15 protein-coding genes are annotated in these 16,354 nt (G+C 70.8%); 7 read left to right on the top strand and 8 right to left on the bottom strand.

All coding sequences use genetic code 11. The annotated features are described in order from the left end of the window. The first annotated feature begins 36 nt into the window (after window positions 1-36). From OG205_RS27115 to OG205_RS27105, 3 genes are read left to right on the top strand one after another with little or no spacing between them, the layout of a single operon-like run. The gene (locus OG205_RS27115) at window positions 37-516 is read left to right on the top strand and encodes a YbaB/EbfC family nucleoid-associated protein (RefSeq protein WP_330270858.1); all 480 of its coding nucleotides are present in this window, start codon (window positions 37-39) and stop codon (window positions 514-516) included. Then, entirely contained in the window at window positions 513-821 is a 309-nt protein-coding gene (locus OG205_RS27110) for a WXG100 family type VII secretion target (protein WP_330270857.1), read from the top strand. Before OG205_RS27115 ends, OG205_RS27110 begins: the two co-directional genes overlap by 4 nt. Before the next feature lie 15 nt (window positions 822-836). Next, on the top strand, window positions 837-1,985 hold the full coding sequence (locus tag OG205_RS27105) for a WXG100-like domain-containing protein (RefSeq protein ID WP_330270856.1): 1,149 nt from the start codon (window positions 837-839) through the stop codon (window positions 1,983-1,985). Here the strand turns inward: OG205_RS27105 and OG205_RS27100 are convergent, their stop codons facing one another. The 3 genes from OG205_RS27100 to OG205_RS27090 are packed head-to-tail and all read right to left on the bottom strand — an operon-like array spanning window position 1,986 to window position 4,980. Beyond that, entirely contained in the window at window positions 1,986-3,596 is a 1,611-nt protein-coding gene (locus OG205_RS27100) for a hypothetical protein (protein ID WP_330270855.1), read from the bottom strand. Window positions 3,597-3,601: 5 nt separating this feature from the next. Then, the gene (locus tag OG205_RS27095; protein ID WP_330270854.1) at window positions 3,602-3,778 is read right to left on the bottom strand and encodes a hypothetical protein; all 177 of its coding nucleotides are present in this window, start codon (window positions 3,776-3,778) and stop codon (window positions 3,602-3,604) included. Next, complete coding sequence (locus OG205_RS27090) at window positions 3,775-4,980, bottom strand: FAD-dependent monooxygenase (RefSeq protein WP_330270853.1); 1,206 nt, start codon at window positions 4,978-4,980, stop codon at window positions 3,775-3,777. The genes OG205_RS27095 and OG205_RS27090 overlap by 4 nt, the downstream gene beginning before the upstream one ends. A 56-nt stretch (window positions 4,981-5,036) precedes the next feature. On the opposite strand from OG205_RS27090, the gene OG205_RS27085 reads away from it, so the two are divergent. Further along, the gene (locus tag OG205_RS27085; protein ID WP_330270852.1) at window positions 5,037-5,504 is read left to right on the top strand and encodes a MarR family winged helix-turn-helix transcriptional regulator; all 468 of its coding nucleotides are present in this window, start codon (window positions 5,037-5,039) and stop codon (window positions 5,502-5,504) included. On the opposite strand, the gene OG205_RS27080 is transcribed toward OG205_RS27085, so the two are convergent. Next, window positions 5,493-6,512 (bottom strand): DUF2399 domain-containing protein, encoded by a 1,020-nt coding sequence (locus OG205_RS27080; RefSeq protein ID WP_330270851.1) that lies wholly within the window; start codon window positions 6,510-6,512, stop codon window positions 5,493-5,495. The two genes, OG205_RS27085 and OG205_RS27080, sit on opposite strands and share 12 nt — an antisense overlap. Window positions 6,513-6,572: 60 nt before the next feature. Between OG205_RS27080 and OG205_RS27075 the strand changes: the two genes are divergently transcribed. Both OG205_RS27075 and OG205_RS27070 read left to right on the top strand, forming a co-directional pair. Next, complete coding sequence (locus OG205_RS27075) at window positions 6,573-7,184, top strand: TetR/AcrR family transcriptional regulator (protein ID WP_330270850.1); 612 nt, start codon at window positions 6,573-6,575, stop codon at window positions 7,182-7,184. Beyond that, on the top strand, window positions 7,181-7,921 hold the full coding sequence (locus OG205_RS27070) for a maleylpyruvate isomerase family mycothiol-dependent enzyme (protein ID WP_330270849.1): 741 nt from the start codon (window positions 7,181-7,183) through the stop codon (window positions 7,919-7,921). The genes OG205_RS27075 and OG205_RS27070 overlap by 4 nt, the downstream gene beginning before the upstream one ends. A 10-nt stretch (window positions 7,922-7,931) precedes the next feature. Here OG205_RS27070 and OG205_RS27065 read toward each other — a convergent pair whose 3' ends face one another. The 3 genes from OG205_RS27065 to OG205_RS27055 are packed head-to-tail and all read right to left on the bottom strand — an operon-like array spanning window position 7,932 to window position 14,622. Then, a complete protein-coding gene (locus OG205_RS27065) occupies window positions 7,932-11,960 on the bottom strand; it encodes a TIGR02680 family protein (protein ID WP_330270848.1) in 4,029 nt (1,342 codons plus the stop codon). Further along, the gene (locus tag OG205_RS27060) at window positions 11,957-13,153 is read right to left on the bottom strand and encodes a TIGR02678 family protein (protein WP_330270847.1); all 1,197 of its coding nucleotides are present in this window, start codon (window positions 13,151-13,153) and stop codon (window positions 11,957-11,959) included. Before OG205_RS27060 ends, OG205_RS27065 begins: the two co-directional genes overlap by 4 nt. Beyond that, window positions 13,150-14,622, bottom strand: a complete 1,473-nt coding sequence (locus tag OG205_RS27055; protein WP_330270846.1) for a DUF2397 domain-containing protein — start codon at window positions 14,620-14,622, stop codon at window positions 13,150-13,152. The genes OG205_RS27060 and OG205_RS27055 overlap by 4 nt, the downstream gene beginning before the upstream one ends. A 72-nt stretch (window positions 14,623-14,694) precedes the next feature. Here OG205_RS27055 and OG205_RS27050 point away from each other — a divergent pair, with 72 nt between their 5' ends. Next, complete coding sequence (locus OG205_RS27050) at window positions 14,695-15,627, top strand: cobalamin biosynthesis protein (RefSeq protein ID WP_330270845.1); 933 nt, start codon at window positions 14,695-14,697, stop codon at window positions 15,625-15,627. On the opposite strand, the gene OG205_RS27045 is transcribed toward OG205_RS27050, so the two are convergent. Beyond that, on the bottom strand, window positions 15,535-16,353 hold the full coding sequence (locus OG205_RS27045) for an SURF1 family cytochrome oxidase biogenesis protein (RefSeq protein WP_330270844.1): 819 nt from the start codon (window positions 16,351-16,353) through the stop codon (window positions 15,535-15,537). The genes OG205_RS27050 and OG205_RS27045 overlap by 93 nt on opposite strands. Window position 16,354 lies beyond the last annotated feature (1 nt).

Raw genomic sequence — 16,354 nt, 5'->3', positions numbered from 1 at the left:
GTTGCGCCGATCGGCCTGTTCCGGTTCGGTCTACGCATGACCAATCCGGAGCTCGAGGCGCGCAACGCCGCTCTGCGCGGCCAGGTCGACTCGATGCTGGCGAACCTCGAACAACAGACGGCCCAGCTCAAGCAGGCGCAGGCCGAGGCGATGTCCAAGGTCGGCCGCGCGAGTTCGCCCGACGGCCTGGTCGAGGTGACGGTCAACGCCGGTGGCATCGTCACCGGCGTCACCTTCGCCCCGGCCGCGTTCGACCGCAGCACACCGGAGAAGCTCGGCCAGAGCGTCGTCGCGACGATCCAGCAGGCCGCCCTCAACGCCCGAGCACAGGCCGACGCCGTGCTCACCCCGTTCACCGAGGGCCTTCCCGACCTGCCCGACTTCTTCCCGGGCATGCCGTCGATCAAGGACCTCATCCCGACCCCGCCGCCGGTCGTGCCGCCGGCACCGCAGGCACCGCGGAACGACGACGAGCCGCCGGAGTCCTTCATGGACCGCCGCGGGAGCCAGTGGTGACGGGCTTCGAGGTAGACCCGACGGCGCTGCGCTCGCAGTCGCCGAAGTTCTCGGTGGCGGGCGACAAGCTGCAGACCGCCTGGGAGACCCTGCGGTCCGTTCTCGACGCCAACAACGGCTGCTGGGGCGGCGACGACGCGGGCAAGGAGTTCGCCAACTCCTACCTGCCCATCGCCGACCAGGCTCGCCAGGCGTTCCCGGCGCTCACCGAGGGCATCCACTCGATCCGCGACGGCCTCGACGCCTCGGCTGACACCTGGGAAGCCGTCGAACAGGCCAACCGCAAGTCGGTCGGGGGTAAGTGAGCCGTGGGAATGGAGATGCCGGAGTCCCTCCAGTGGCTGATGCCGATCGTGGTCGGTGCCTCGTGGCCGGAGGGTGACGAGGAGAAGCTGCGCGCCATGCGGGACGCGTGGACGGCCGCCGCGAAGTCCGTGGAAGAAGTGCTCGGTGACGGCAACAACGCGTCGAAGGCGGCGCTGGGCTGCATGAGCGGCCAGACCGCGGAGAAGTTCGAGGAGTACTGGCAGAAGTACGTCGAGGGCGACGCCTACCTGGTCAACCTGCAGCAGATCTGCACGGATCTCGCCGCGGGCTGCGACAACGCGGCGCTGGGCGTCGAGTACACGAAACTCAGCATCATCTTCGCTCTGGGCATCCTCGCGATTCAGATCGCCGCGATGATCGCCTCGGCGGTGGCCACGTTCGGCACGTCGACCGCGGGCATCCCGATCGCGCAGGCGGCGACCCGGATCACGGTCCAGATGATCTTCCAGCAGCTGGTCAAGCAGATCCTCATCAACGTCGCGATCAACGTCGGTGTCGACGCGGCCATCCAGGGCATCCAGTTCGCCAAAGGCGACCGGAAGTCTTGGGACGTCGGCAAGACGGTGGACGCGGGCATCGCGGGCGTCGCCGCCGGCGTCGCGTCGGGAGCGGTCGGCATCGGCAGCAGCGCGCTCGGCACCACGACCAGCAACTTCGCCCAGGCCGCCGGACGTGGTGCGGTCGAAGGGGCCATCTCGGGTGCGGCCGGCAACATCCTGAACAACGTCGCGCACGGCAAGGTCAGCCCGGGCGACTTCGTGAGCGGGGCGGTGTCCGGCGGTGTTTCGGGCAGCGTCGGCGGTGCGGTCGGCGGGATGAAGGGCCGCCACGACGGCCTGGACAACACCTGGGCGACCGGGACGTCGCAGAACCGCGAGGTCAACGCCGGGTCGAACACCCAGGGCCACACCTTCACGACGCCGGACGGGTCGACCGTGCGCGCCGCGGATCCCCGGAACCCGTACACGCCGGGGTGGAGGTCCGATCGGGCCGGCTACTGGACCACGGTCCCCGGCGCGATCGGGCCGAACAACGTCAACGACCCGCACGACAGCGACTACCAGGTCAAGTCCTCGGCTAACCCGCCGCGGATGGTCGGGCACCTCGACCTGCCGGACCCGCCACCACCGCCGAAGAAGTAGCTACCGCCAGGGTTGCCAGCCGGGGATCGGGGCATGATCCGCACGGGACTCGCCCCAGTCCGGGCTGCCCGGCGGCAGCACGTTGTGCTCGGCCAGCCGCATCCGCCCGCGCACCCGCCACCAGTCTCCCAGCAGCCCCGCGGTCAGCAGCCCCGTGATCAGGCTGCCGACCCACACCGCGGAGCCGATGCTGAGGAACATCCACGCGAAGCTGCCCGTGATGGACGCGATGAACAGCCGCCACCCGATGCCGACGGTCAAGTAGTTGCCCTGATACGTCCCGGTCGTCCGCCGCACGGCCCACCGATGCAGTTCGCGCCATTCCTCGACCGATGTGCTGCTCGGCCGCACCTCCCGCGATCCCTGCCGTGACCTGATCAACTCGGCCAGCTCTCCGGCCTGCTCCAGCGGAAGCAGCCACTGCTGCGGACGGGCGACGAGCCGCACCATCGATCCTCCGCCGAGGCGGAGCGGCACCCCTCCGGGCACCCGCCACATCTCGTCCGGCGCTGTGCCTGGCTGCACCAAGGTGACGTCCGCCAGCCACATCGCCTGCGGGTAGACCCCGCCGTCGTGCGCCAGGTTCAGCTTGTGCACCAGGCGATCCCGCTGCACGTACAGCCGGGTGCCGTTGCGCAGCCGCACCTCCACCTCGACGCTGGGACCGAGGTTCGCTCCCAGCCGGAACATGCGTGCGCCGAGGTGACCCAGCAGCGGGCACAGCACCAGCAGCACGGGGATCCAGATGAAGCCGCCCCGGCCGATCAACCAGAACACGCTGATCGGCACCGCGAGGAACGCCACCCGCCCCCACACCCGAGGCACGTTCCGGTTCAGCACCCACACCACGCCCGCGACACCCGCGAACGCCATCGCCGGCCACGTGTCGCCGGGCGTCAGGAACAGCGCGACCACGGGCAGCACCACGGTTCCGGCCAGCGCGAGCGCCGCACCGGCCAGCCGGCGCACCGCGAGCGACGGTCCGGTGAGCGTCACGGGAGGTCCCTGCACCGGAGTGGTCCGCAGGCCGGGAGCGGGGGGAGCCTCGCCGACCTCGTTGGTCTCGGAGACGACGGTGGCGCTGGAGTGGACCTCGGCCAGGCCCGAAACCTTGGACCGCACCAGGGAGACGAACTTCCGCGGCTCCTCGACCGGCAGCACCTGTTCGCCCCTCGTGGTTCGCAACACCACGACCTCGCCGTGCGGCACGGGCAGGCCGCGGCCGTCGGACAGCGTGATCCACGGCCGCTCGCCGGGCACCGCGGCTCTGGTGCTGATGCCGAGGAGGTCGTTGAACGCGTAGGACACCTTCGTCGGTCCGGAGGAGTCCAGTCGTCCACCGCCGGACACCGCCGTGATCTCCAAGCCGCTGGTCGTGACCTCGACGGCGTCGGTGTACCAGCTGGGCCGCGGATCGACGCGGAACTCGAACAGCACCTTGCCCGGCGCACGCTTCGACACCAGGTGGGTGAGGTACGTCGCGACGAACGGGACGCCGACGATGATCGGCATGTTGATCAAGGGGTTCTTGCTGCCCATGACGATCACGACGGTGATCGCGGCGACGGCCGACACGCCCAGCGCGACGAATGGCCAGTGGTGCGGCTTCATGGCCGTCATCTTGGCAGCTGACGTGCCTTCACGTGGGTGAGCCAGGCCGCGCAGGAGTGCCAGCCGAACTCAGCGAACTCGGCCGGACCCGGAACAGTCCGGTGTGGATGGTGCGCGGCCAGGCGGCGTTCGATCTCCGCTTTGGTGTCGAAGTGCGGGATGCCGGTGCCGGTGATCCTCATCGGGGGCCGATCCAGGAGATGTGGCCGTCCGGGCGGACGGTGGTTTCCAGGCCGTCGAGCACGGTGGTGGCGCCCTTGCCGTCGGAGAGGTCGAGGCCGGGGACGAACGTGCCCGCCAGCGGGTGGTCGCAGCCGGTCTCGTAGCGGATGTCGGTGCCCTGGACCATCGCGGAGATCCGGGTCTTGACCTCGGGGAGGTCGAGCAGGTCGCTGACGAGCGAGTGGAGTTCACGCGACCGCGGGTCCGGGCGGGTCAGGGCGACCTGGGCCAGGGTGTTGCGCAGGACGGCGTCGGCGACCGGGTGGCGTTCGGCGGTGTAGGTGTCGATCAGGGCCGAGTCGCCGGTGGCGAGTTTCCAGCCCAGGTTGAAGGCGTCCTGCAGACCCAGGTTGAGGCCCTGGCCGCCGAACGGCGAGTGGACGTGCGCGGCGTCGCCGGCCAGCAGGACGTTGTCGCGGCGGTAGGTCGTGGCCTGGCGGGTGTTGTCGGTCCAGACGGTGGCGGTGTGGACGTGCCTGATTCGGACGTCGTGGCCGCTCACCCGGCGCAGCGCGGCCTCCAGGGTGTCGCGGGTGACCTCGCGGGTCGCCGGTGGGCCGTCGTACTCGATGAGCATGATCCGGCCCTGGAGCGGGCCGGACGCGTACACGCCGGTCGCGGTGCGGTGCCAGCCGTTCGGCAGGTCGCCGTCGAGGTCGACGACCGCCTGGTGGCCGGTCAGGGTCGGGCCGGTGCCGGGGAAGTCGAAGCCCGCGAGCCCGCGGACGGTGCTGCGGCCGCCGTCGCAACCGACGACGTACTCCGATCCGAGGTCCAGGTCGGTCACCTCGACGCCGCGGCGGATCCGCACGCCCAGGTCGAGGGCGCGGGCTTCGAGGATGCGCTCCAACGCCTGCTGGGTGAGCATCGTGAGCGGTAGACCGTCCAGTTTGAACAGTCCGGCGAAGTGGCCGGTGGACCGGCGGACGGGCCACGCGAGGCGGGTGGCCTCCTCGGCGCTCGCGGCGTCGACGGCGGGACCGAAGCCACGCATGGCGAGCATCTCGCGGGTGCGGCCGCTGATCATCTGGGCCTTGATGGTGCCGGACTGAGCGGTCAGGCGTTCCAGGACGGTGGTGCGGACGCCTTGCAGGGCCAGTTCGCACGCCAGCAGGAGGCCGACCGGACCGGCGCCGACGACGGTGACGCCTGAAGCTTTCATGCTCAACATTTGAGCGTGAAAACATCGCGCCGTCAAACTTGATTTAGACTGACGTGGTGACGGAGCCGATCTACTCGTGGCTGTACGTGCAGCAGGGCGTCGACGCCGTGAAGGCCGCGATCGGGCGGCGCATGGAGGCAGAGGCCGCGTGCTCGCTGCTGGAACACGTGGCGCTCTACCAGTTGCACCACAACGGCGGGCGGCTGCAGATGTCCGAGCTCGTCGAACTGCTGGACGTCAGCCCGTCCGGGGTCACGCGGCTGATCGAACGGCTGGTCAAGCGCGGCTGGGTGGTCCGGGAACAGCCCGCGGACAACCGGCGGCTGGTCATCGCCGTGCTCACGCCCGAGGGCGAGAAGGCCTGCGTGGGGACCACGGCACGGGTGTACCGGGAGTCGCTGGCCGAGGAGTTCACCGAACTGCTGAGCGAACGCGACCTCGCCGACCTGCGCCGGATCGGCCGCAAGCTGATGGAGGGGCACGGGCGCTGGGACGTGAAGCGGTTCGCGCCCTCAGAGGAGTGACGGCAGGACGTGCTCCTCGGTGACCATCAGACCCGTGGTGGCCATGGTCTCGGCGAGAGCCGGATCCCAGCTCGCTTCCTCAGGACGAGCGTTCAACGTCGGCAGCTCGACCCCGCGCGCGATCAGCGTGGCGACGGCCTCGCGGTAGTCGGCCGCTGACATCCGCCACGCGGTGCCGCCGGTCCAGGCGAGGACCTCGTTCATCACACGGATGCCGTCGGGCGTGAAGTCGTGGTGGCACCGGACGGTCCTGCCGTCGAGGTGGTGCCTGGCCTGTGCGGTCAGGCCGTCCGTGAGCACCATCAACGGTCCGGGCACACCGGATTCGAGTAGACGCGGGCTGCGGACGACCGTGATCTCCTGCGCTGCCAACGAGTCGTTGAGCGTCAGGTAGCCCTGCGAGGTGAGAACGGGATTGCGGTAGGCATCGGGCAGGACCCCGGAGCGTTCCCAGTCGGTACCGGCCAGTGCCAGCGCCTTCCGCACGATGCGGGCGAGCGGACGACCGTCGTCGAGATCGTTGCCCGCCAAGGCGAACCGGGTCGTCCACCGGCGCGGTTCGGGGCGCAGCCGAGCGAGGATCGACACGGCCTGGTTCGCGATCATCGGCAACGCGGGCTGCGGGATCTTGCCGTACCTGCGGACGTGCTCGATCCACTCGGCCGCCCAGGACTCCTGCAGCAGACCGTGCTCCCGCAACGCGAACTTCAGCACGGCGTCCGCGGTCGAGGACTCCTGGGACGTCGACAGGCCGATCGGCTTGCCGTGCACGGATTCCAGCACTTCGGGCAGGGAGCTGCCGTGCGCGCGGATGTGCTCGTCCAGGCGTGCCAACGAGATCTGGCGGCGGGCCGGATGGGCGACCGGCTTGCGCAACAGCTCGCCCAGCACGGTGGCGGTGCCGGCGTCCTCCACGCGGAAGCTGAACGCGGAGCGGCCGCCGCCCTCCATGGTCTCGCGGGCCAGGCGCCAGAACTCGGCGAGCTCGGGGCGGTCGTACTCGGTCACCTCGCCAACATAGCCGGTGGGCCTTGACAGCCAGGCGCGAGGAGCGGACTCTGCCTAACTATGAGCGTTCTGCCTAATCGTGATAGGCAAGCCGAACGGCGTGAGGCAACCAGACGGGAGATCGTCGACGCCGCGTGGGAGATCGCGCGGCGCGACGGGCTGGCCGCCGTCACGTTGCGGGAGGTGGCGGCCATGATCGGGATGCGGTCGCCGTCGCTGTACTCGCACTTCGACTCGAAGAACGCGATCTACGACGCGATGTTCGGGCAGGCCTGGACGCTCTACCTCGCCGAGATGAGGGAGCGCCCGCTGCCCGCCGAGCCGCGGGAGGCGGTGCTCGCGATCGCCGAGCACTTCTTCGCGTTCTCGCTCGCCGACCCCGCTCGCTACCAGCTGCTCAACCAGCACGCCATTCCCGGCTTCACGCCCTCGGAGTCCGCCTACGCGCCGTCGGTCGAGGTCATCGGCCTGCTGCAGGACACCCTGCGGGGGCTCGGGGTCCCCGACGGCGGCGACGTGGACCTGTTCCTGGCCCTGTGCGGCGGCCTGCTCGACCGGCAGCTCGCGAACGAGCCAGGTGGCGACCGCTGGCTGAAGCAGTTGCCCCGCGTGATCGACATGTTCGCCGACGAAGTCGGCCTGCCCGGACCGCCCCTGAGGAGCTCACGATGACCGCCGCACTCACCGCCAGACCCCGCGCCTCCGCGCTCGGCCGCGACACCGCGATGCGGCTCGCCGCCACCGAGTACGACCGGGTCGTCGCCCTGCTGGAAGGCCTCGCGCCGCAGGACTGGGCCAAGCCCACGGACTGCCCCGCGTGGGACGTCCGCGCGGTGGCGGCGCACCTGCTCGGGATGGCCGAGATGTCCGCGTCGATGCGCGAGAGCATGCGGCAGGTCAAGGCGGCTCAGGCACGCGGCGGGGTGTTCATCGACGACCTGACGGACCTCCAGGTGGCCGAACGGGCGGGCATGGCTCCCGCCGGCATCGTCGCCCGCTACGCCGAGGTGGCCCCGAAAGCGGTGAAGGCGCGGCGGCGCATGCCGTGGTTCGTGCGCAGGCAGAAGATGCCGGCCGCGCAGGTCGTCAACGCGCGTGAGGAGACGTGGACGCTCGGGTTCCTGTCCGACGTGATCATGACCAGGGACCCGTGGATGCACCGGACCGACCTCGCACGGGCCACGGGCGCGCCCCTGGTGCTGACGGCCGAGCACGACGGCGTGCTGGTCGACGACGTGGTCCGCGAATGGCACGAGAGGCTGGGCCGCCCGGTCGCGCTGCGCCTGACCGGGCCCGCGGGCGGCACCTGGGGCGAGGGCGGTCCGGAACTGGAGTTCGACGCGGTCGAGTTCTGCCGCGCGCTCTCCGGTCGCGGGACCGCCCCGCTGGACACCGAGGTGCCTTTCTAGGAGTGCCTTTCTAGGGGTCGATCCGGTCCAGCGCCGCGCCGTCCCACGTGGTCTGCGTGCACGCGACGCCCCGGCCGTTCTTGGGCCGCAGCACGTCGAAGATGTGCATGCGCGGGATCTTGTCCGACACGCCCCAGCCGCTCGGCCAGGTGATCACCCAGTCCATGTCGAGATCGACCAGCAGGCCCAGCATGCGCGCGATGGTCGGGTCGTCGAGGCGTTCGAAGGCCTCGTCCAGCAGGACCAGGCGCAGCGGGTCGAACTCGTCGCTGACGGCGTCGTAGAAGCTCGCCGCGGCCGCGAACAGCGTCACGTACGAGATCAGCCGGGTCTCGCCGGACGAGAGCTGGCGCAGCCGCCGTTCGCGCGGGTTGCCGTCCGGGCCCGTGTCCGCGACGGTCACCGTGAACTGGTGCCAGGTGCGGTAGTCGAGGGCACGCGACAGGATCTCGGCGTAGCCGCCGGAGTGCGTGTCCCGCTCGTTCTCGATCCGTTCGGTGAAGACGCGGCGCAGCGTGGCGTCCTGCTCGGGCGTGCGTTCGCCGAACGGCAGCCGCACGAGCGCAAGCGCTTGCCGGGTCGAGTCGTCGAGGGCGCTGGACGACTTCCAGGCGAGCTTGACGTGCACGCCCTGGCTGGAACGGGCCTGGCCGAGCACCTCGTTCATGCGCTTGGTGAGGCTCTCGGCGACGGAGATCTGGCCGCGCAGCCACTCGGCCAGGTCGCGGATCAGGTAGTCGGCGAAGACGCTCTGGTACTGCTCGTCCAGGAACCCGCGCTGCTCGGCCAGCTTCGTCGTGACCTGGCGGGCGGCGACGGCGACGGGCTTCGCGCCCTCCTCGCCGGTCACCGTCACGGTCAGCAGGCCCGCGTGCTGTTCGGCGGCGATGTCGTGGCTGCCCGCGAGCGCGGTCTGCAGCGCCTGCAGCTTGGCGATCACGGTCGCCTCGGTGCCGCCGCGGCGGTCGGGCGTCTCGGCGATGGCCTGGCGCACCTGGGCCTCCTCGGGAGCCTCCGGGAACGCCGCCGCCAGCAGACCGGGGGCGCGGACGGTTGCCTGAAAGTTCGCGGAGGCGCGTTCCAGGGCTTCCGAGGCGTCGGTGACCTGCGTGGAGTTGCTCTCCAGCAACGCTTCCAGCTTCGCGGCCTGCTCACGCGCGGTCGTGATGCTCTCGCGCACGCCCTTGAGGTCCTCACGCATCTTCTTGCGCGACTTCTCCAGCGACGTGAGCTGCTCGCTGATCTCCTTGGCCTCACCGCCGACCGCGTCGGTCAGCTCGGCCAGCGTCCCGGCCTGGGCCGCGTAGTCGACGCAGCGGCTGTCGGCGTCGGCCTCCGCGGTCTGCCGGTCGGCGACGGCCTCGTGGTAGCGGTGCGAGGCGTCGGTGAGGTCGGAGATCGTTCCCTGGCAACGCCTTCGCACCGCGTCGCCGAGCAGGTCGGCGGTCCGCTGGGCCTCACCGGCGGCCGCCTGGGCCTGCCGGAGCGCCTCGGTGTCGGATGACAGGTCGGCGTCGCCCGCCTGCCTGGTGAGTTCGCTGCGCGCCGCTTCAAGTCGGGAGTTGGCGTTCTCCAGGGCGTCCCGCAGTTCGAACGTGCGCTGCTGGGACCGTGCCGCGGACTCCTCGGCCGCCTGGACGCGGCTGTGCTTCGCGATCAGCTCACCGTCGGCGGGGAACGCCGCGAGGTGCGCCTCCCAGGTGGCGACGTGCTCGTGGGCACGGGCCAGTTCGTCCTCGGCGGTGCCGAGCCGGCCGCGCAGGTCGGCGAGTTCCTCTTCCAGGGCCACGATTCGGCGGCCTCGGGCGGCTTCCCGCGCGCCCGCGCCGATGAACTCGGCCTCGGGCTTGGTCCAGCGGCCGGTCAGCACGCCCGTGCGCCAGTCGCCGGTGGTGGTCATGTCGTCCAGCGACACCGCTTTGAGCAGGTCCGCGACGAACGTCTCCGGCACCGGCGAGCCTTCGACCGCAGGCACCAGGTAGTCGGTCAGGGAACGGCCGTCGGCGGCGGGCCTCGGCACGGCCAGGACGTCGTTCAGCTCGGCGTCGGCCGGCGTCACCCAGGCGTCCAGCAGGCCGCTCGCCTGCAGCGCGGCCTCCAGCCCCGCCCGTTCCTCGTCGGTCAGCGACGGCACGAAGTCGACCAGCCGGTAGAAGGGCGCGCCGACAGCGGAATCGCGGTCCGCCGACGTGTACTGGCCCGGCATCGGCACGCGCTCGTTGCCCGAACGCAGGCCGATGAGCTCCTCGTCCAGCGTGTCGAGGCGAGCACGCAGGTCGGTGCGCTGCTGGGTGAACGCGTGCGCGGCGTCGCGGGCCGTCTGCACGAGCGGTCCGGCCCATTCGCGGGCGGTCGTGCTCAGCGTCTTCGCGGCGGCCGGATCGGCGGTCCGCGGCAGCTTCAGCGCCTCGGCAGGGCGTTCGTCGCGCAGCGGGCCGCTCGACGTCCACACCTCGACCTGCTCCAGCCAGGCCTGCACGACCTCGGCCAGCTCCTGCATCTCCTGGTTGCGCAACGAGGTCGACTCGGTCGCGCCGAGCTGCGCGTCGCGGGCCTTCTGCCGCAACGACTCCACCTCGCGCTGCTGCGCGTCCAGGGCCAGCGCCTGCTCGTGCAACGCCAGCGCGAGCGCTCCCCGTTGGCGGGCAAGGGAAGCGATGCCCGAGGTCTGGTCGACGACCGACGTCAGCGACGCCAGCACGTCCTCGGTCGCGGCGGCCGGTGGAACCCGGCGTTCGATCGGCAGCGGACCGGCCTCGGGATCCGGCTTGGCACGCACAGAGGCCGTGGTCACGGTGGCTTCGGCGGCAGGCACCTGCGGCACGTCCGGCGCGAGGTCCGAGTCCATCCCGGCCAGGCGCAGGTTCTCCCGCAACGGGTCGCTCAGCGCGTCGGCGGCCTGGAGATCCTCCGCGAGGCGCTTCAGCAGCCGCAGCACGTTGTCGACCGACGCGTCCTCCTGGGCGCGCTGGCGGTGAGCCGTCTCGAGGGAGGCGACGGCGGAGGACCGCATCTGCGCCACCAGGTTCTCGCGCGTCTTGAGGTCCTGCAGGTCGCGGAACGCGGGCAGTTCCTTCAGCGCCGCGATGGTCTCCTCAGCCTGCTGCTCACCGGTCTCCATGTCGACCAGAGCCTGCTCGGACGCCGTGCGCTCCATCCGCGTGAGGTCGAGCTCCTGCGTGAGCTTCGCCTGCTCGCGCCGCAGCTTCCCGACCGACTTCTCGGCGCCCTCCAGCCGTTCGGACGCGCTGCGCAGCCCGCCGAACGCGTAGTCGCTGTAGGTCTTGAGGAACGTGCCGAGCGCACTGTCCGCGGAGGACAGTCGCACGATGTTCTCGCGGATCGACTCCAGGTCGTCGAACGACGTCGCGAGCTGCTCGACCATCGCCTGGTCCAGCGGCGGCAGCGCGTCGCTCAGGATCTGTTCGAGCTGGCCCTCCAGCACCTTCAGGCCGACGTCCGGGTTGCGCAGCGTCCGCTGGAGGTGCAGCAGGTCGGGGTAGCGCGCGGCGGGAACGCCGTAGACGGTCTCGGCGACCTTCGCGCGGAACGCCTGCTCCTCGAACATGCAGTCCGCGCCGATCAGATCCCGCAACTGCGCCGGACCGTGCGGAACGCGTTCCGGGCCCGCGAGCTGCAGTTCCGCGCCGACGCGCATCGGCGTGACGAACCGCCACGAGTCCGTGATCGCCTGCGAGGTCTTCGACGCCTTCACGCCGAGTCCGCACGTCAGGTACTCGTTGCCCGAGTGGTCGTCGGCCTCGCGGATCAGCTCGACCCACGCGTAGCCGATGCGGTTCGGGCCACCGTCGTAGTCGTCCAGCATCAGGCGCCGCAGGCTGACCGTGTCGAAGCCCTTGGAACCGAGCTGGCGCAGGTCACCGTCCAGACACAGCGGGAGCAGCAGCTCCAGCGTGCGGGACTTGCCGGAACCGTTGGTGCCCTGGAAGATCGCGCGGCCACCGGAGAAGTCGAACGTCTGCTCGGTGTACTGCCAGATGTTGACCACGCCGCCGCGGTGCAGCCGCCACCTGCTCATGAAACGTTCTCCTCGTCGAACAGGGACCAGCTCGGTACTTCGGACACCACGACGGGTTGTTCCGGTTGTTCTCGTTCCGGGTCGCCGTCCGGGGACGGCAGCCAGCGGTGCGCGGCCGCGCTGACGGCCCACGCGCCGTCTTCCTGTTGTGCCGCCAACCCCATGCGGCGCAACAGTTCCGTCACCTCGGCGACCAGCCGGTCGAGGTCGTCGGTGAACTGCTTCGACCACGCGGCGGGATAGTCCTCGACCAGCCCGGCGCAGACCTCGCGCAGCCGTTCCACGGTGACGACGTGGCGTGCGGGCGCGTCCTCGTCCTCGCTGTCCAGCAGGTCCGGCAGCGCGAGCAACGTGATGCGGGCGACCGTCGAGACGCCGGGGAACGACAGGTCGGTCAGGAAGTCCTCGGGGTCGGCGGCGAGCACGCCCTCGACCCTGCACTCGGTGTGCAGGCCGAAAGCCTGCTCCAGCAACGCCGTTTCCTTGCGCTGGTTGCGGCGCAACCACTCCGCCTGCTCGTCCGGCAGGTCCGCGTAGAGGACCAGCGGCGTCTCGACCAGCTTGCGCCGCACCGCGTGCTCGATGCCGCGCGGACCGGGACGTGCCGCGAGTTCGATGAGGTGGGCGGGGTTCTGGGCCTCACCGACCGGGCCCGTCACGAGCTGGCCCAGCAGGTCCGTGTCGATCGTGATCAACGCTTCCTGGGGCAGCACGTCCTGCGCGACCGAGCCCTCGGTCTCCTGCAGCACGCCCAGGGAGACCAGGTGGCGCAGCGCCGCGGTGAGGGCACGCCGTTCGGTGACGTCGTCCGGCGCGTCGATGCCGGCTTCCACCGCGGCGGAACGGATGTCGGCCACCAGGCGGGACAGCAGGGTCTGGCGGCCGATGCCGGTCAGGACCGCGAGGGTGAGCGCCAGGTACGCGTAGCCGCGCGGGGACATGCTGAGCACGCCGCGCGTGTCGTCGTTGCCGGGGCCCGACTTGTAGAGGCGCGCGAACCGGCGTTCCACGACCAGCCGGTAGCCGAGCAGGCCCGCGAACAGGTCCTGCAGCGTCGCCCGGTGCCGGTAGACGAGGCTGAGCAGTTCGCCGTCCGGGCCGTCACTGCGCAGCAAAGGCCTGCGCAGCAACGTTCGCGCGCACCGCACCACGTTGGCGGCGTCGATGTCGGAGAGGTTGTCCAAGTGGTTCATTGCTTCAGTGCCACCGTCGCGTCGTGCAGGGTGAGCGTCCCGGCGGCCGACCTGATCTGGGTCGTCGTGCCGTGGGCGATCTCGAGTTTGAGGCCGCGCACGGGGTCGCTGGCCGATCCGCTGTCGTGCGGGGAGTCGCGCTGGGCCATCGCGAGCGTCAGCAGCTCGCAGAAGACCTCCAACGCGCCGTGCGTGAGCGTGGAGTTCTCCAGGTTTCCGGCGGCCTTGGTCAGTTCCGCGACGTGCCGCGCGCGGATCTCGTCCGCCTCCCGGGCCTCCGCCAGCAGCGACTGCTCGGTCATCGGGTCGTCGAGGATCCTGGACGGCCTGCCGCGCCCGCCCCGGTCGCCTCGGGTTCGGACGCTCACGGTGACGTCGCAGACCGGGCCGTCGCGCCAGGCCGTGCGCTCGTTGTCCGAGTCGTGTTCGGGCGCGGGGGAGAGGTGCCGGGCGCTGTAGAGGCCGAAGGCGGACGCGTAGATCTCGTGCGCCTCTTCGCGGGTCGAGTTGTCGAACCAGCTCGCGAGTTTCAGCAGTTCGGCGCGGCGTCCTGGCAGGAGCCCGCCGCCGGACGTCGCGCGCTTCACGCTGGCCAGGAGGCTGCCGATCGCGCGGGCCGTGGCCTCTCGCAGAGCCGTGACCTGGCTCGGACGGCCTGGACGGTCGACGAACCAGTCCGTCAGCTCCTGCCAGTCCTCCGGCGTGCGGCCGCGGGCGCGTTCGACGTTGTGGCCGAGGTCGGTGCCGAGGAGCCGCAGGAGCTCGGTGCGGGCCTTCGTGAACCCGGCCAGGGCCTCCGCGATCGGGGGCGTGTACTTCAGGACGTCCTCGACGACCCTCTGGATGTACTCGACCAGCAGGTTCCGGAAGCCGGCGATCTCCTCGGGCGCGAGGTGGTTCCTGGTGACGACCTGGCCGAGGTAGGCGTAGAAGTCGCGGACCGTCGCCGCGAGCTCGGCGTGCTGCAGGAACAGCGTCGTGACGCGTTCGGCCAGCAGCTCCTTGGTCTTGTCGCCCTCGTTGAGCAGGGCCACGCTGAGCGATCCGCCCAGCTCGTTGAGGCCGCGTTCGATGGCGGGGAGCAGCTCGCGGGAGACCTCACGGGCGCCTTCCGGGACCCGCAGCAGCTCGTCGACGTCCCGCTGGACGCGGACGGCGAGCTTGGAGACCTGGTAGCGGACGCTGCCGTGCTGGAACTCGGCGATGCTGGCCGCGACGACCTCACGGCGGCCCTGGACCAGGTTGCCCCACTCGACCAGCTGCTTGAGGCGGTTGATGACGTTCTCGATGCGGCTCTCGCCCTGCTCGACCCTGCCCTCGCGCTCCTGGCCCGCGAGCGCGCCCGCGACCTCGCCCGCGCTGAGATCCGCGAGCAGCGTGGAGGTGAACAGCCGCATGATCGCCAGGTACGTGCGCTGGTGATCGCGCGCGTCCAGATAGGCGTACAGCTTCAGCCGCTTGTGCTCCACGACCGGCCACCCTAATGCGCGTGCGGGTGTGCTGCGGCGCTACGGTGCCTTCGACGAGCTGGGGAGGCTGCCGTGGGTGCGGGTCGCGCGTTGGGGTTGTTGCTGGGCGTGGCGGCGGACGCGGTGTTCGGTGATCCCCGCCGATTTCACCCGGTAGCGGCATTCGGATCGTCGGCCGCGGCCCTCGAAAAGCGTCTTTACGCCGACTCGCAGGCCGCCGGTGCGGCGTACACGGCCGTGCTGGTCGGCGGGACCGTGGCCGCCGGTGTCGCCGTGGAGCGTCTCGCGCGCCACCACTGGCTGACGCAGGCGTTGGCGACGGGCGTGGCGACCTGGGTGGTGCTGGGCGGCAACTCCCTGGCCACCGAGGGCACGTCGATGGGCCGCGAACTGGCCGACGGCGACCTCGAGGCCGCGCGGGGCCGCCTGCCCAACCTGTGCGGCCGCGACGCCGCCCGCCTGGACACCACGGGCATGGCGCGCGCGACCGTGGAGTCCGTGGCCGAGAACACCTCGGACGCCGTCGTCGCCCCGTTGTTCTGGGGCGCGGTCTACGGGGTCCCCGGCCTGCTGGGCTACCGCGCCGCCAACACGCTGGACGCGATGGTCGGCCACAAGTCGCCGCGGTATCTGCGGTTCGGCTGGGCCTCCGCCCGCCTGGACGACCTGCTGAACCTGCTGCCCTCACGCCTGGCCGCTCTGCTCACGGTCGGCGGTGCCCCGGTCGTGGGCGGCTCGGCCTCACAGGCCCTGGAGACCTGGCGCCGTGACGCGTCAGCGCACCCGTCGCCCAACGCGGGCCAGGTCGAAGCGGCGTTCGCCGGAGCCCTGGAGATCCGCCTGGGCGGCCGCACCGTCTACTCGCACGGCGTCGAAGAGCGCCCGGTGCTCGGCCACGGCCGCAACCCGGACTCAGGTCACGTGACGCGTGCCGTGGAGCTGTCCCGCGTCGTCGGTTTCGGCGCGGGCCTCGTCAGCGCCTTCGTCGCTCTCTTCCGCAAGTAGCTCGGCGATCGACTTCTTTTTCTTCTTGCCCTCGTAGAGCACGCCACCCGGCCGCGCCTCACGAATCGTGAAGTACAACCAGCCACCGACCGCCATGACCCCGAACGCGATCCACTGCAGCGCGTAGGAGAAGAACGGCCCGGACTCGAGCCGGGGCAACGGCAACGTGTCCAGCGCACCCGGCTGGTTCTCGATCAGCTGGTAGTAGCCGGGCTCGATGCCCGCGCCCACCGCGTTGTTGTTGATCGAGTAGATCTGCTTGCGGCCGTCCTGCTCGAACGCGGGCTGCTCGTTCGACTCGTTGGGCCGCGCGAGCCCGATGAGCGTGACCTCTTGTGCAGGCGGCTTCGCGAAGTCCGGCGGCTTGATGCCGTTGACCGGCCGCACGTACCCGCGGTCGATCAGGATCCGGTGGCCCGTGGTGGTCTCGAACGGCGTGATGACCTCGAACGCCGCCTCACCCTGGACCGTGCGGAGTCTCGCGAGTGCTTCCAGTTCCGGCAGGTAGCGACCCTTGATCTCGACCTTCTGCCACTCGTCGTGCCGCGCACCGAACTGGGCGGGATCGCTCTTCAACGACTTGGTGATGGCGGAGTTCTGCTGCTGCCGCTCGTCGTTGCGGCCGAACTGCCACGGCGACAGGAAGTAGACGCAGGCACCCGCGAACACCCAGACGGCCAGGGTCAGCGCCAGCCAGCCCGGCTTGAGGAGGAACTTGAACCGCACG

This window comes from Lentzea sp. NBC_00516, assembly GCF_036346835.1.
Taxonomy (GTDB): domain Bacteria; phylum Actinomycetota; class Actinomycetes; order Mycobacteriales; family Pseudonocardiaceae; genus Lentzea; species Lentzea sokolovensis.
This window is presented reverse-complemented; position numbering and strand designations above follow the sequence as displayed.

Coding starts and splice junctions, on each gene's coding strand:
- OG205_RS27075 (WP_330270850.1), top strand. CDS start 6,573: ATGAGCGTTCTGCCTAATCGTGATAGGCAAGCCGAACGGCGTGAGGCA.
- OG205_RS27095 (WP_330270854.1), bottom strand. CDS start 3,778: ATGAGGATCACCGGCACCGGCATCCCGCACTTCGACACCAAAGCGGAG.
- OG205_RS27060 (WP_330270847.1), bottom strand. CDS start 13,153: ATGAACCACTTGGACAACCTCTCCGACATCGACGCCGCCAACGTGGTG.
- OG205_RS27090 (WP_330270853.1), bottom strand. CDS start 4,980: ATGAAAGCTTCAGGCGTCACCGTCGTCGGCGCCGGTCCGGTCGGCCTC.
- OG205_RS27100 (WP_330270855.1), bottom strand. CDS start 3,596: ATGAAGCCGCACCACTGGCCATTCGTCGCGCTGGGCGTGTCGGCCGTC.
- OG205_RS27115 (WP_330270858.1), top strand. CDS start 37: ATGACCAATCCGGAGCTCGAGGCGCGCAACGCCGCTCTGCGCGGCCAG.
- OG205_RS27065 (WP_330270848.1), bottom strand. CDS start 11,960: ATGAGCAGGTGGCGGCTGCACCGCGGCGGCGTGGTCAACATCTGGCAG.
- OG205_RS27070 (WP_330270849.1), top strand. CDS start 7,181: ATGACCGCCGCACTCACCGCCAGACCCCGCGCCTCCGCGCTCGGCCGC.
- OG205_RS27105 (WP_330270856.1), top strand. CDS start 837: ATGCCGGAGTCCCTCCAGTGGCTGATGCCGATCGTGGTCGGTGCCTCG.